Annotated in this window: 13 protein-coding genes; 3 read left to right on the forward strand and 10 right to left on the reverse strand. The window is 32.1% G+C overall.

Going from position 1 to position 14,919, the window contains the following annotated elements:
- Positions 1 to 278 (forward strand): T9SS type B sorting domain-containing protein (locus ACYU7A_RS11565; RefSeq protein ID WP_460576712.1); only part of this gene is annotated, 278 nt, incomplete at its 5' end.
- 70 nt (positions 279 to 348) lie between these two features.
- Here ACYU7A_RS11565 and ACYU7A_RS11570 read toward each other — a convergent pair.
- Complete coding sequence (locus tag ACYU7A_RS11570; protein ID WP_460576714.1) at positions 349 to 1,545, reverse strand: pyridoxal phosphate-dependent aminotransferase; 1,197 nt, start codon at positions 1,543 to 1,545, stop codon at positions 349 to 351.
- Between the two features lie 104 nt (positions 1,546 to 1,649).
- Between ACYU7A_RS11570 and ACYU7A_RS11575 the strand changes: the two genes are divergently transcribed.
- Positions 1,650 to 2,978, forward strand: a complete 1,329-nt coding sequence (locus ACYU7A_RS11575) for a PDZ domain-containing protein (RefSeq protein ID WP_460576716.1) — start codon at positions 1,650 to 1,652, stop codon at positions 2,976 to 2,978.
- Between the two features lie 33 nt (positions 2,979 to 3,011).
- Here ACYU7A_RS11575 and ACYU7A_RS11580 read toward each other — a convergent pair whose 3' ends face one another.
- On the reverse strand, positions 3,012 to 3,446 hold the full coding sequence (locus ACYU7A_RS11580; RefSeq protein WP_396147846.1) for a DUF1573 domain-containing protein: 435 nt from the start codon (positions 3,444 to 3,446) through the stop codon (positions 3,012 to 3,014).
- 303 nt (positions 3,447 to 3,749) lie between these two features.
- Here ACYU7A_RS11580 and ACYU7A_RS11585 point away from each other — a divergent pair, with 303 nt between their 5' ends.
- Entirely contained in the window at positions 3,750 to 6,380 is a 2,631-nt protein-coding gene (locus ACYU7A_RS11585) for a valine--tRNA ligase (protein ID WP_460576718.1), read from the forward strand.
- Between the two features lie 37 nt (positions 6,381 to 6,417).
- Here the strand turns inward: ACYU7A_RS11585 and ACYU7A_RS11590 are convergent, their stop codons facing one another.
- The 8 genes from ACYU7A_RS11590 to ftsH all read right to left on the reverse strand — a co-directional run bounded on the left by ACYU7A_RS11590 (position 6,418) and on the right by ftsH (position 14,912).
- Positions 6,418 to 6,984, reverse strand: coding sequence for a hypothetical protein (locus ACYU7A_RS11590; protein ID WP_460576720.1), 567 nt, complete (start codon positions 6,982 to 6,984; stop codon positions 6,418 to 6,420).
- Positions 6,985 to 7,360: 376 nt separating this feature from the next.
- Positions 7,361 to 9,604, reverse strand: coding sequence for a M20/M25/M40 family metallo-hydrolase (locus ACYU7A_RS11595; protein ID WP_460576722.1), 2,244 nt, complete (start codon positions 9,602 to 9,604; stop codon positions 7,361 to 7,363).
- 156 nt (positions 9,605 to 9,760) lie between these two features.
- A complete protein-coding gene (locus ACYU7A_RS11600; protein ID WP_344817210.1) occupies positions 9,761 to 10,531 on the reverse strand; it encodes a superoxide dismutase in 771 nt (256 codons plus the stop codon).
- A gap of 3 nt (positions 10,532 to 10,534) precedes the next feature.
- Positions 10,535 to 10,804: an acyl-CoA-binding protein gene (locus tag ACYU7A_RS11605; protein ID WP_344817209.1), complete on the reverse strand. Its 270-nt coding sequence runs from the start codon at positions 10,802 to 10,804 to the stop codon at positions 10,535 to 10,537.
- Positions 10,805 to 11,455: a phosphatidylserine decarboxylase family protein gene (locus ACYU7A_RS11610; protein WP_460576725.1), complete on the reverse strand. Its 651-nt coding sequence runs from the start codon at positions 11,453 to 11,455 to the stop codon at positions 10,805 to 10,807. It lies immediately after the preceding gene.
- Positions 11,445 to 12,269 carry a phosphatidate cytidylyltransferase gene (locus ACYU7A_RS11615; RefSeq protein WP_460576727.1) on the reverse strand — a complete coding sequence of 275 codons (825 nt, stop codon included), beginning with the start codon at positions 12,267 to 12,269 and terminating at the stop codon, positions 11,445 to 11,447. Before ACYU7A_RS11615 ends, ACYU7A_RS11610 begins: the two co-directional genes overlap by 11 nt.
- Position 12,270: 1 nt before the next feature.
- Positions 12,271 to 12,870, reverse strand: a complete 600-nt coding sequence (locus tag ACYU7A_RS11620) for a lactate utilization protein B/C (RefSeq protein ID WP_460576729.1) — start codon at positions 12,868 to 12,870, stop codon at positions 12,271 to 12,273.
- A 113-nt stretch (positions 12,871 to 12,983) separates the two neighbouring features.
- The gene (ftsH, locus tag ACYU7A_RS11625; protein WP_460576731.1) at positions 12,984 to 14,912 is read right to left on the reverse strand and encodes an ATP-dependent zinc metalloprotease FtsH; all 1,929 of its coding nucleotides are present in this window, start codon (positions 14,910 to 14,912) and stop codon (positions 12,984 to 12,986) included.
- Positions 14,913 to 14,919 lie beyond the last annotated feature (7 nt).

Here is a 14,919-nt window from a genome sequence, read left to right on the forward strand (position 1 = left end):
GTGTACAAATCATCGATTATCCTCACTATTTTACACCAAATGGTGACGGAATTAACGACTATTGGAATATTGTTGGTTTGGAAGCTTATCCAAGTTTACAAATTAATATCTTCGATAGATTTGGTAAGCTTATTAAGCAAATTAGTCCAGCAAGCAAAGGATGGGATGGTACATACAACGGAAATCTAATGCCATCAACAGATTATTGGTTTACAGTGAAATATCCTGAAGCTGGTGTGATGAAAGAATTCAAAGCGCATTTCGCTCTGAAACGATAAATATGTATATATAAGCAAAAAAAATACTCCTCAATATTGAGGAGTATTTTTTTTATAATATTATGATAATTTATTTAGCGTTGTAAACTTTTAATGCATCTTTCAAAATTTGTACAGAACGAACTAAGTCTTCTTTCTTTAAAACATAAGCAATTCTCACTTCATTTAGACCTACATTTGGAGTTGAGTAAAATCCGGCAGCAGGAGCAATCATGACAGTTTCTCCATTGTTGTCGTAAGATTCTAATAACCATTGTGCAAAATCATCCGCATTTTTAACTGGTAATTGAGCAATACAATAGAAAGCACCTTTTGGAGTAGCCACTTTTACACCTTCAATTTTATTTAATTCAGAAACAAGTGTATCTCTTCTTTCTTTGTACTCTTCAATTACTTCTGTAAAATAACTTTGCGGAGTTTCTAAAGCAGCTTCACTAGCAATTTGAGCAAACGTTGGAGGACTCAAACGAGCTTGCGCAAACTTCATAGCAGTAGCCATCAATTCTTTATTTTTCGAAACAATGCAACCAATTCTTGCTCCACACATACTATAACGTTTTGAAACAGAATCAATCATAATAGCATTTTCTTCAATTCCAGGAACATTCATAACAGAATAGTGCTTATCATTTTCATCATAGATAAACTCACGATAAACTTCATCAGCAATTAAAAATAAATCATGTTTTTTTACAATTTCTGCTAATTGTTGGATTTCTTCTTTAGAATATAAATAACCTGTTGGATTACCTGGATTGCAAATAAGAATTGCTTTAGTTTTTGATGTAATCAATTTCTCAAAAGCAGCAATAGGAGGTAAGGCAAATCCATCGTCAATAGTTGAAATAACCGGAACCACTTTTACTCCAGATGCTGTTGAAAATCCGTTATAATTTGCGTAAAATGGTTCAGGAATAATAATTTCATCATCAACATCCATTGTGCTTCCCATGGCAAATAATAACGCTTCTGAACCACCTGTAGTAATGATGATGTCTTGAACGTCAATTGGTAATCCGTGAGATTTATAATATTGTGAAAGCTTCGTTCTGTAACTTTCAAAACCTGCAGAATGACTGTATTCTAAAACTCTTATATCTGCATTTTTAACAGCATTTAATGCAACTTCAGGTGTTTTAATATCAGGTTGACCAATATTTAAATGATATACTTTATTCCCTTTTTTCTTTGCAATATCTGCATAAGGCACCAATTTTCTAATTGGTGATTCGGGCATTTGTTTTCCTTTGTTCGAAACTTTTGGCATGATTGAAAATTTAGTTGTGCAAATTTGCAATTTTTTATTGTATTTATTGTTAAAAATGATTTTTCAACAACAATATTTTATTAAATTTATGAAAAATATTTTTGATGAAGTTTAAGATAATCTCCATTCTCATTTTTTTATTTTGTTTCAATAGTTGGTCTCAAAATGGTTTTCAGTTTGAGACTAACAAGAAAAAGATTTCAATTCCATTCCAGTTTATAAATAATTTAATAATTATTCCAATACAAGTTAATGGTGTTTCCTTAAACTTTATGGTTGATACTGGTGTTGAGGAAACAATTTTATTTAGTGTTGATGAGTCTGATGGTGTAAGTTTTTCAAAAATAGAAAAAGTGCGAATTAGAGGATTTGGAAGTAACGAGGCCTTTGACGCCTATAAATCGGATAATAATAAATTAGAGATCAAAAACTACACTGATACTAGTCATTGTATATATTTAGTTTTAGATCAAAATATTAACATTTCCTCTCAAGTTGGTGTTCCAGTTAATGGTATTATTGGGAATAAGCTCTTCAAAAATAAATGTGTCAAAATTGATTACATTTCTAAACGTATCATTATTTATAACAATGAAAAGCAAATAAAATCTGCAATTAAAAATCATTCAAGTTTTCCAATAGAATTAATTCACGGAAAACCATATTTAAATGTTAATGCCTTTTTTAATGCCGAAAAACAACCTCTTAATGCAAAACTTTTAATTGATACTGGAAATACAGATGCTTTTTGGTTTTTTAAACAAAAAGACGAAGGTATAGAAATGCCAAAAAAACAAATTGACGATTTTTTAGGTAGAGGATTCAGTGGTGATGTTTTTGGTAAAAGAGGAAGAATTCCTTCAATTTCTATCGGAAATTATAATTTTAAAAATCCAATTGCAGCTTTTCCAGATACAATTGCTACTTCAGATATTGACAAAATTGAAGGTAGATTGGGTTCTGTAGGTTCAGAAGTAATGAGAAGATTTTCTGCAATTTACGATTACAATAATAATTTAATTTACCTTAAGAAAAACAGTAATTACACAGAACCTTTTAGTTTCAACATGTCTGGAGTAGAAGTACAACATCAAGGTTTACAATGGATTACTGAAAGTTACGAGAGCAACCCAGTTGTAAGTAATAATCTTTTTGATGCCTACGGAAATAAAGTAGTTAATAACCTCAAGTACAAGTTTGAGTTAAAACCAGTTTACGTTATAGCAAACATCAGAAAAGATTCGCCTGCAGCAATCGCTGGACTGCAAAAAGAAGATCTTATCCTAAAAATAAACAATCAAAATGGGTATAATTTTACTTTAGAAAAAATAAACGACCTTCTTAAATCGGAAGAAGGTAAATCCATTGAATTTGAAATTGATAGAAAAGGTAAAATCATGAAATTCAAATTCCAATTAAAAAACATCTTATAAAAAAAACGTCCGCGGTTTGCGAACGTCTTAAATTTATGATTTTTCCATCAAACTTTGCTTTTTCTCTAGCGGATTGACTTCTTTCTTTACAATCACTTCACCTTTTATTTTTAAGGCAACCATTCCACTTTCAACATTTACAGCGTTAGTTTCAACTGTAATTGTTTTTCTTATTGGTCCTGGATTCATATTGTATTTCACCTCAATTACACCAGTTTTACCAGGTTGAATCGGAGTTTTTGGATAATCAGCAACCGTACAACCACAAGTAGATTTGGCATTAGTAATCACCAAAGGAGCATCTCCAGTGTTAGTGAATTCAAACTTTCTCAAACCATCGTCAGTATCTTTGGTAACAGTTCCGTAGTCAATAGTATTGTCTTTATCTTTAAAAACAATCTTTGGTCCAGTTTGAGCAAAAGCTACACTGTTTAGAACTACAAAAGCGATAAATAATATTTTTTTCATTACGTTAATTTTTGGTTTCATTGGATTAGTAAAATTACGACTTTAAATTTATAAGCAAAATTTTAATTCTTAATTTTTTATAAAAGTACTTATTACTTACTTTTGCAGTAATAATTGCAAAAAACATACCAAAGTTTTTAAGGAGCGAATCGCTCGGGATTTATCAGCAATGCATTTTCCTGCTTTACGAGTTACATGGTAACTTCTTCAATCAGGGCTAAAAAGTTAAGGTATTGATTTTTTGTTATCTAGTTCGAAACAACTTTAAACTAAATTAAACTATAAACATTTTAAACAATATAAATGATTCCTGCACAATTCAACGCCAAAGAAGTAGAACAAAAATGGTATGACTATTGGATGAAAAATGACTATTTCACATCCAAACCAGACCATAGAACACCTTACACCATTGTTATTCCACCACCAAACGTGACTGGAGTTTTACACATGGGACACATGTTGAACAATACTATTCAAGATGTATTGATTCGTCGTGCGCGTCTTAAAGGTTTCAATGCGTGTTGGGTTCCAGGAACTGACCATGCATCTATTGCAACTGAAGCAAAAGTTGTTGCCAAACTAAAAAGCGAAGGAATCAACAAAAACGATTTAACGCGTGAAGAATTCCTAAAGCACGCTTGGGATTGGACTAATAAATATGGAGGAACTATTTTAGAACAACTTAAGCAATTAGGATGTTCTTGCGATTGGAGTCGTACAAAATTCACTATGGACGACGATATGTCAGCGTCTGTAATTCATTCGTTTGTAGATTTATACAACAAAGGATTGATTTATCGCGGGTACCGAATGGTAAATTGGGATCCAGAAGCAAAAACGACTTTGTCAGACGAAGAAGTAATCTTTGAAGAACGTCAAGGAAAATTATATTTCTTAAAATACAAAATTGAAGGTTCAGAAGATTTCTTGACCGTAGCAACAACTCGTCCTGAAACTATTTTTGGAGATACTGCTATTTGTATCAATCCAAATGACGAACGTTTCACACATTTGAAAGGTAAAAAAGCAATTATCCCAATTTCTGGAAGAGTTATTCCTATTATTGAAGACGAATATGTAGATATCGAATTCGGAACTGGATGTTTAAAAGTGACTCCAGCGCACGATATGAATGATAAAACTTTAGGTGAAAAGCACAATTTAGAAATTATCGATATTTTTAATGACGATGCTTCTCTAAATTCATTTGGATTGCATTATCAAGGAAAAGATCGTTTTGTAGTACGCGAAGAAATTGCAAAAGAGCTTGAAACAATTGGTGCTTTAGCTAAAACCGAAGCATATTTAAATAAAGTAGGAACTTCAGAAAGAACCAAAGCTGTAATCGAACCAAGATTATCAGACCAATGGTTTTTAAGTATGGAAGAGTTAGTAAAACCTGCCATTAAAGCTGTTCTTGAAACCGAAGAAGTAAAATTGTATCCATCACGTTTCAATAATACCTACAAACATTGGTTAGAAAACATTCGCGATTGGAATATTTCTCGTCAACTTTGGTGGGGTCAACAAATTCCAGCTTATTTCTATGGAGACGGAAAAGAAGACTTCGTAGTTGCTAAAAATATAGAAGAAGCTTTAGTTTTGGCACAAGAAGCTACAAACAATAAACAATTAACCATAAACGACTTAAAACAAGATGCTGATGCACTAGATACGTGGTTTTCATCTTGGTTGTGGCCAATGGCAGTTTTTGGTGGAATTCTTGATCCAGAAAATGAAGATTACAAATACTATTATCCAACAAATGATTTAGTAACTGGTCCAGATATTTTGTTTTTCTGGGTTGCGAGAATGATTATTGCCGGTTACGAATATGCTGGTGAAAAACCATTCACCAATGTATATTTAACAGGTTTAGTTCGTGATAAACAACGTCGTAAGATGTCTAAATCATTAGGAAATTCTCCTGAACCATTAGAGTTAATCGAGAAATTTGGTGCCGATGGTGTTCGTGTTGGATTGCTTTTAAGTGCTTCTGCAGGAAACGACATTATGTTTGACGAAGAATTGTGCAACCAAGGAAAAGCATTTTCTAACAAAATATGGAATGCCTTCAAATTGATTAAAGGTTGGGAAGTTTCGGATGCAATTCCGCAACCAGAATCTTCTAAAGTAGCTATCGAATGGTATGAAACTAAGTTGCAAAGAACCTTAACCGAAATCGAAGAAAACTTTGATAAATACAGAATTTCTGATGCTTTGATGGGTATTTACAAATTGGTTTGGGACGATTTCTGTTCGTGGTTTTTAGAAATGATAAAACCTGCTTACCAACAGCCAATTGACAAAGCAACGTTTGACAAAGCAATAGAAATGTTGGAAAACAACTTGAAGTTATTACATCCATTCATGCCGTTTTTAACGGAAGAGATTTGGCAACATATTGCTGATAGAACTCCAGAACAAGCATTAATTGTTTCAGAATGGCCTAAAGCAAAAGCTTATGATGAAAAGCTAATAGCCGATTTCGATTTTGCTATGGAAGTAATCTCAGGAATTAGAACCATTAGAAAAGATAAGAACATTCCGTTTAAAGATGCTATCGATTTGAAAGTAGTGAATAACGAAAATGCTTCTACTTATTTTGATGCTGTAATCATGAAATTAGGAAATATCGTTGCTTTAGAATACGTTACCGATAAAGTTGATGGCGCCTTGTCTTACAGAGTAAAATCTAACGAATACTTTATTCCAATCACAGGAAATATTGATGTAGAAGCTGAAGTAGCTAAATTAACCGAAGAGTTAAACTACACCAAAGGATTCTTAAAATCGGTACAAGCTAAGTTATCTAACGAGAAGTTTGTAAACGGCGCACCAGAAAAAGTATTAGAAATGGAACGCAAAAAAGAAGCCGATGCGTTAGCTAAAATAGCCACCATAGAACAAAGTATTGCTGGTTTAAAATAATAGAAAAGTCCTGAGAAATCAGGACTTTTTTAATTTATTATCTTTCTATAACTAAAGCACCAGATTCATCATCAGTAAAGCAAAGTATATTTAATAAAAATAATTTATCAATGATTATAAGTTGTGTTTCTATTGGATAGGATTTTTTTAAAACTCGATTAGAGAAATATTTTTCTAAGAAATAAGTTTTACCTAATTTAAAATCTTGCTCAATTTCTTCGGATGAAGCTACTTTTGCAAATTTATATTCTTCAAAAAAAACATTATCTATTGGCATTGGAGTTTCAGTTTCAAGATACTTCTTAAGCTGTTTTATGTACTTTTTGTGTCTAATTCTTTTTGTATCTTTAAAAAAAAAATATAAATCAACATTTTCAATAACTATTTTTCCAGTGTATGAAGTAGATGTAACATTTATAGACAGATAGTAACCATTAGATTTCAAATTAGTAAGGACTTTTGTATAGTAGTCTTCGTTTTGAGAAAAACTAAAGTTACTATTTACTAGAAACAATAATATAGCCAAGCTACTTAAACAATTCTTTCTTGAACTACGCAGCGCAAATGGCTCCTGACTTTGCGCTATATTAAAATCATTTTTCATAGCTAATATAATTACAAATAAACAGTATAGTAATTGATATAACCATTGTTACGATAAGATAGTTAATGAACAAATTGACAATTTTATTGTTAATTTTAAATATTTTAAAAATTAAAATTAAGAGTATTGGAAAAATAATTGCTGTTATATAACTAGCATAATTTAAATAAACTAAGAGATTGCAAAACATTAAAGTTATTAAACAACAAAGAATGGCAATTATGTGATGTTTTTTGTCAATCATAAATATTTATTGTAGTAACATAAATGAAGATTTACTTCAAGTACTATTTTTAGTAAATTTCACTTTACCAAATATAAAAAAAATCCTCAATCGAATTAACAATTGAGGATGAAATAGTTTTTAGAGTAGGGTTTACTCAAATTTCACTTTGGTAACTTTAGTTTCGCCATCTCTGATATAAGTAACTTCTAGTTCGTCACCAGGGTTGATTTTGCCTAAAGCTTCCATATAGTTATAAACATCTTTGATTGTTGTTGTTCCAATTTTTGTAATAACATCACCTTCTTTGATTCCAGCAACTTGCGCAGGTCTATTTTCTGTTACGCCATCAACATGTAAACCATCAGGATGCTCTGAGTAATCAGGCATAATTCCCATCGTTACTTTGTATTTTGGTCTTGTTTTTCCGGCATTGGCTTTAGTTTTGGTAAATTCTACTTTATCTAAATCAGCCACATCATTAGCAATTCTAAAAACAAACTCTACAATGTTTTTTACACCATTGAAATTAATTTTATCAGTATCATCACTTGGTTTGTGGTAATCGCCATGCGTTCCTGTAAAGAAATTTAAAACCGAAATATCTTTCAAATAAAACGAAGTATGATCGGTTGGTCCGATGCCACTGTCTTCTGTGGTTACATTAAAACCAGCTGGTTTGTTTTTCTCTACCATTTTTTTGAATTCTGGAGACGTTCCAACACCACCAACAATCATTTCTTTTTTGTCGCTCAAACGTCCAATCATGTCCATATTAATCATAGCAACCACATTTGGATACAATGTTTTCAATGTTTCCGCCATGCGTTTAGAACCAATCAAACCATCTTCTTCGCCAGAAAATAAAGCAAAAATGTAGTTGGCTTTTTCAGTAGTCTTATTTTTTGACAACATACGAGCCAATTCTAAAACACCAGAAACTCCAGAAGCATTATCATCAGCGCCATTGTGAATTTCTCCTTTAGAATTTGGTTTGGTTGAATTGTTGTGCTCGTTCAATCCCAAATGGTCATAATGCGCACCAATTACGATAGTTTTAGCTGCTTTATTGTCTAAATAAGCAATGACGTTTCTACCATTATTAGTTTCGCTTTTATCGGTAATAGAATCGTTTGGACTCAATCGAACTTTGTAATCGAATTTTTGTAAATACGTTTTTCCGCTGTAAGGTTTTAATCCCAAAGACTTGAATTGTGCCGAAATATAATCAGCAGCTTTTTGTTCACCTACAGAACCCGTTAAACGACCTTTCAACTCATCAGAAGCTAAATAAGATATATGTTTGTTAAGAATTTCTGGTTTTACATTTTCTGTTTCGTCACTGTCAACCCAATCCGCAATAAAAACATTGGTTTCACGTGCTGCAGTTTGTTGACGATTACTAGACCAAACTAATTTCTTTCCGTCTGGTGAAAACATTGGAAACGCGTTAAATTCACTTTCCCATGTTATTTGTTTCAAATTAGTTCCATCTACATCAATCATGTACAACTGAAAATCGTATCCACGAGTTGAATGATGATTTGATGAAAAGATAATTTTTTTATCGTTCGGACTAAAAAATGGAGCCCAATTGGCTTTTCCTAAATGAGTTACTTGTTTAACATCAGTTCCATCAACATTACAAGTGTAGATTTCCATTTCTGTTGGAGCTACTACATTTTCTGCCAATAAATCTTTGTATTCTTTAATGTCTTTTTCAGTTTTTGGTCGAGACGAACGGAAAACTAATTTTTTACTATCGTGCGAAAAGAAACTTCCACCATCATAGCCTAAACCATTAGTAACTTGTTTCAAATTACTTCCGTCAATGTCCATGGTCCACAATTCCAAATCGCCAGAACGAGTAGAAGTGAAGGCAATTTTCTTTCCATCTGGAGAAACTACAGCTTCTGCGTCATATCCAGGAGTATTGGTTAATTGTTTTACAATGTTACCATTCAAATCGGCAATATAAATATCAAATTCTGGATAAACTGCCCAAAGGTATTTTCCGTCTTTTGGTTTTGGTGGCGCTGGACAAGCTTCATTTGAAGCATGTGTAGAAGCATAGATAATGTGCTTTCCATCTGGCATGAAATAAGAGCATGTAGTTCTTCCTTTTCCAGTTGAAATCAATTTTAAATTTTCTGAAGAATAACTTTTGCTTTGCAAATCATACATATAAATCTGATCGCAAAGAATATTAGCTTTCGGATTAGAAACTTGTAAAGTCAAAAGCGAACTGTTTGGACTAAAATACGCCTCAGCATTGTCACCGCCATTAGTTAGTTTTTGAATATTTTTAAGATTTTTCTCTTGTCCAACAGCGTTCAAAGAAAGCAGAAGAAAAAAGAACTTAGCAAATGAATTTAGTTTTGAAATATTTAGATACATATATAATTTGATAAAGTATTTTTTAAATGCGAGCAAAGATAATAAAATGGATTTTTTTACTATAGTGGTTTGCAATAAAATATAGGTTTATTTAACACTTGATTAAGTGAATACTAAACAAAAAAAATCCCAAGATGTTGACCTTGGGATTTTGATTTATTTTTTAATGGCTTCTTCATATTTTTCGCCAACTTTTTTCCAATTGATGACATTAAAAAAAGCTTCAATGTATTTCTTTCTTTTGTTTTGATAATTCAAATAGTAAGCATGTTCCCAAACATCGATAGCTAAGATTGGAGTTCCTGCAACAACGGCTCTTGGCATTAAAGGATTGTCTTGATTTGGAGTACTAGTAACTTGTAGTTTACCTGCTTTATCAACTATCAACCAAGCCCAACCTGAACCAAATTGCTTAGTAGCAGCATCTTCAAACTGAATTTTAAAATTATCAAAAGAACCAAAATCTTTATCAATAGCACTTGCCAAAGTATCAGAAGGTTTTCCGCCAGCTTTTGGTGCCATAATGTCAAAATACAAAGTATGGTTGTAGTAGCCACCTAAATTATTTCGTAAATCGGCATTATTTAAATCTAATTTTTTGAAAATCTCTTCGATTGGAAGACTTTCTAACTCGGTTCCAGCCAAAGCTTTATTTAAGTTGTTGGTGTATGTTAGATAATGTTTAGAGTAATGTACTTCCATAGTCATAGCATCAATATTTGGAGCTAAGGCATCATAGTTATAGGGAAGTTTAAGCAATTCAAAAGCACCAGCATCAGCTTTAACGTCTTCTGGTAAACCAATAGTCATTTTTTCTTCTTTAGAAGGAAGAGGCACTTCGACTACTTCAGTATATTTTTTCCTTTTGCAAGAACCAATAGAAAGGAAAAAAATCGAACTTAATACAATTAAAATTACTTTTTTCATTGGTTATCTTTTTTTAACTAAATCAGTGATGGCTTCAATGTACAATTCCTTGCATTCATCTTGAGTAAGATGGCTTATTTGCATCCAAGCATTCATTTTAAACGCATTTCTTAAGTCATATACAGGATAAACGCGATTGGTAATTGTTCCGTGGGTTGATTGTTTATATAAGGCATACAAACGCAACTGAACGTCTTGTGGTAGTTCGGCTTGTGTTATAGTATTTGCCAAGGCTACGGCATTTTCAAATCGTTTTTCTAAATCTTCTTGCATTTATTTGCTAGCAACTATAGTTTGATTTCCGACTGCTTTTTGTCCAATTTTTACGTTTACATTTGTTCCAATTGGTAAATAAATATCAACTCTTGAACCAAATTTGATAAATCCAGCATCATCACCTTGTCTTACTTGCATTCCTTCTTCAGCATAATTTACAATTCTTTTTGCCAAAGCACCAGCAATTTGTCGGTACATGATTTCACCAAAAATTCTATTTTCAATTACAACTGTTGTTCTTTCGTTTTCTGTACTGGCTTTTGGATGCCAAGCTACAAGATATTTTCCAGGATGATATTTACTGTATCTTACTTTTCCACTTGTAGCATAACGAGTTACGTGTACATTTATTGGCGACATAAAGATAGAAACTTGTAAACGTTGGTCTTTAAAATATTCAGGTTCAAAAACTTCTTCAATTACTACCACTTTTCCATCTACTGGTGCAAAGATATTGTAATCATTAACTTCTAGTGGTCTCTTTGGATTTCTAAAAAACTGCAATACAGTCACTAAAAGCAATAGCATTAGTATTTGTACTGATTTTAAAATCCAAGGATTTGATATAACCATTGGAGAAACTAATAGTAAAACTACAAATAGAGTAGTAGAGATAAGAATAATCTTGGCACCTTCTTTATGAAACATAATCTAAAATTTGATAAAATAAAAATACAAATGGAGCTACAAATATAATACTATCTAAGCGATCTAGAATACCTCCATGTCCTGGCATAATTTTTCCGCTGTCTTTAACACCAGCAATACGTTTAAATTTCGATTCAATTAAATCTCCCAAAGTACTGAAAACACTAATGATAATGGCACTAACTGTCCAAATTAAAACTGAAGTGTTAAAGTATTTTGGATTGGGGTCGAAATAGTATTTTGATATTAAAAATCCTGCTAAAACCGAGAAAACCATTCCTCCAAAAAAGCCTTCAATGGTTTTTTTAGGTGATATTTTCTCTAATAATTTATGTTTTCCAATAGATTTTCCAACAATGTAAGCAAAAGTATCGTTGGTCCAAATAAGGATAAAAATACTAATGATAATTTTTGGCCTGAAGTTATTTCCAACAAAAGGAATTTTGGCAATTAGAATAAAAGGTAAGATTACATAACCAATAAGGTAAATGTATTTCGAAAGAGTATCAATTTTTTCTTTCTTGGTATTGAAAAGTAAAAGCAAACATTTTATGGAAACAAAAAGCGTTGCAATTAATATTAAAATATCATTGGTTTTGTTGGTTCTAAATTGACTTCCCAAGTAAAATGCAACTCCTCCAACTATTATGGGAAGAATTTTATTTAAATTGATTAATTGGCAAAACTCATAAATCGCAATGAGCATAAAAACGCCAAATAGTAAAAAAAAACTATTAGCAGAGTAGGAAGTAGCTAATAGTAAAAGTGTTACATAAACTACACCCGAAAGTAATCTCGTTAGCGATTCATTCATGTTATAAATCTTCTAAAAGAAGTAGGTAAAGATTTTTGGCACAACTTCCATAGGTCAAGAAATCTTCTTCTTGTACTTTTTCAAAATATTTGATAGTTGTAATATTGGTAGGATAGTCTTTATCGTATTTTTTCTTGATAACTCTTAAACCATCACTTTTAGATTCTAATATCTGACTTGTAGTAGCAAGTATTACAATGTTGTCAGGTAATTCGTTAGGTTTTTTCTGTTTGATTTGATTTGAAGAAAACAGCACTGCACCTTCATCAGCAACCAAATTTTCGCAACTTGCAAAAAAGAATTTAGGTTCTGTTGGATTGGTATAACTTAATTTATTTTCGTCTAAAAGGTTGTAAAGTTTAGGCTCAAAACACAATACTTCACTTTCAAACCAATCATTCTCCTCAAGTATATTTTCGAACTGTTCCCTTACTTCGTTTAAGTTTTCACAATAGATAAACTTACCGCCATTTTTCTTAAAATTGAAAGTAAATAAATCGTCAATTGGAAGATTTGAAGGTTTGGGAGTATTATATTCACTTTGGTTTTCCTCATCGGAAGCATCATTGCTAGAACCAAATATTTTTCTGAAAAGACTCATATTGCTGTGTAAAATTCTTTAAATATCATTTGAAAACCTTCAAAGATAAAAAAATCTTAATTCAAAAGCATTTTTTGAATTAAGATTTTTAAATTTTTATATTTAACTGTTGTTTAAGCAGTAAATTCAGTGTTCTCTTCGCTGTCTATTTGATAAGGACGTTTGCCAAAAATAGTTTCCAAATCATCTTTGAAAATCACCTCTTTTTCAATCAAAATATCGGCAAGTTGTAACAATTTATCTTTGTTTTCTTTAAGAATTTCAATCGCTCTTTGATACTGACCTTCAATAAGAAGTGAAATTTCTTTATCAATAGTAATTGCAGTATCTTCTGAGTAAGGCTTGCTAAAACTATATTCGCTTTGTCCAGAAGAATCGTAATAAGTGATATTACCCAATTTTTCATTCAAACCATAAATAGTTACCATAGCACGAGCTTGTTTTGTAACTTTTTCTAAATCAGATAAAGCTCCTGTTGAAATAGTATCAAAAATTACTTTTTCTGCAGCACGACCACCCATAGTAGCACACATTTCGTCAAGCATTTGATCTGGACGCACAATAAGTCTTTCTTCAGGCAGATACCAAGCAGCACCTAGACTTTGACCTCTAGGAACAATAGTAACTTTAATAAGTGGCGCAGCATGTTCTAACATCCAACTTACTGTTGCGTGACCCGCTTCGTGAACTGCAATAGCTCTCTTTTCTGCAGGTGTAACTATTTTGTTTTTCTTTTCCAATCCGCCAACAATTCTGTCAACTGCGTCTAGGAAATCTTGTTTGTCTACAGCTGTTTTGTTATTACGAGCAGCAATTAAAGCCGCTTCATTACAAACATTTGCAATATCTGCACCAGAGAAACCTGGAGTTTGTTTTGCTAAAAAGTCAGTATCTAAACCTTCTACTTTTTTCAAAGGTGCCAAATGCACTTCGAAGATTTCTTTACGTTCTCTAATGTCTGGTAAATCCACATAAATTTGTCTGTCAAAACGTCCTGCACGCATTAAAGCTTTGTCTAAAACATCAGCTCTATTCGTTGCAGCAAGAACAATAACGTGAGTGTTTGTTCCAAAACCATCCATTTCGGTTAGTAATTGGTTCAAAGTATTTTCACGCTCGTCGTTTCCGCCTGACATGTTATTTTTTCCTCTTGCACGACCTACAGCATCAATCTCATCAATAAAAATGATGGCTGGTGATTTTTCTTTTGCTTGTTTGAATAAATCTCTAACACGAGAAGCACCAACTCCAACAAACATTTCAACAAAATCTGAACCTGAAAGTGAGAAGAAAGGTACTTTTGCTTCACCAGCAACAGCTTTTGCTAATAACGTCTTTCCTGTTCCAGGAGGTCCAACTAAAAGTGCACCTTTTGGAATTTTCCCACCTAAAACAGTATATTTTTCTGGGTTTTTAAGAAATTCTACAATTTCTTGCACTTCTTCTTTAGCACCTTCTAATCCGGCAACGTCTTTGAAAGTGGTTTTAACTTCAGATTTTTCATCAAAAAGCTTAGCTCTAGATTTTCCAATGTTGAAGATTTGACCTCCGCCACCTCCAGCACCACCGCCAGACATTCTTCTCATGAAATATAACCAAACTCCAATAAGAATAATCATTGGCAATAAACCAATTAAGAATTCTGACCAATCGCTTTTTTCTTGAAAATCGTAGCTTTTAATTTTCTTGTCTTTACTAGCTTGGATTAATTTTTTTTCAAAATTTTCAGCACTTGGAATTTTAGTAGAATAATGAGGACCTTTGTTTGGATTTCCAAAGAGATCATTAGCTATTTTTTTATTCTCCTTTAATTTTAAGGCTTCTTTTGTTAAAAATATTTCTGCAGATTTATTGTTGTAAGTAACAATTTTTTCTATTTGACCACTATCAATAAGTGCATCAAGTTTAGATGTTGAAATTACTGAAGGATCTTGAAGACTTGAGCCACCTAATATGTTTAATATAACAAATATTAGGATAACTCCTCCTGAAATCCACCATGGACTAAATTTTAAACCGCTTGGCTTTTTGTTCTCTGACATTATTTAT

It is taken from the genome of Flavobacterium koreense (genome assembly GCF_054776075.1).